Origin of the sequence: Pseudomonas capsici (assembly GCF_017165765.1) — a bacterium.
GTDB lineage: Bacteria > Pseudomonadota > Gammaproteobacteria > Pseudomonadales > Pseudomonadaceae > Aquipseudomonas > Aquipseudomonas capsici.
Map to the genome: position 1 here is coordinate 1 of NZ_JAFGZD010000055.1, position 723 is coordinate 723.

The 723-nt window shown below is 61.8% G+C and carries 1 protein-coding gene; it reads right to left on the bottom strand.

What is annotated here, in order from left to right; all coding sequences use genetic code 11:
• Window positions 1-723, bottom strand: a 723-nt coding sequence (locus JSY17_RS25500; protein ID WP_206403386.1) for an AMP-binding protein, incomplete at both ends; no start/stop codon positions are given.

Sequence of the window (723 nt, forward strand, 5' to 3'; positions counted from 1 at the left end):
GAGTACATCGCCACCCACGATCAGATAGCGCAGTTTCGCAAAGGCCTCATACAGGCCCGAGGCGTATTGATGGAACAGGCCTGCGGTCATCCACAGCACGCTGATCGACTGTTCCAGCAGCAGCGCCTTGAAGTCGGGCAGCGACAGCAGCACCTCCTGATCCACGACCACGACACAGCCGCCATTGAGCAGCGGTGCCCAGACATCCAGGGTGCTGGCGTCGAAGGCCGGGTTGGAAGCAAACGCCACACGATCCGAGGCCGTGAACTCGGCATAGCCGTTATTGATCACCAGACGGGCAATGGCGCGATGCGGCACCAGTACCCCTTTCGGCGTGCCGGTGGAGCCCGAGGTGTACATGATGTACACCGCGCTTTCGCTGCTGCAGCCCAACTCCGGGTTGTCGCCGTGCTGCGAAGAAAGGTCGAGGTGGTCCAGGTCAATGCGGACAGCGCCTTGCGGCACCTCCAGATCGCCATGGGTCAGCAGCTGACGCGCCCCGCTGTCCTGCACCATGAACGCCTGACGTTCCTGAGGTGCATTGACGTCGAGCGGCACATAAATACCCGCGCACTTGCTGACGGCCAGTTGCGCTACCAGCAGATCCAGCGAACGCGGCAGCAGAATGGCTACGGCATCGCCTGCGACCACACCCTGGCTGATCAGATGATGGGCCAGTCGATTGGCCTGGGTATTGAGTTCGGCGTAGGTCAGCGAATGCTC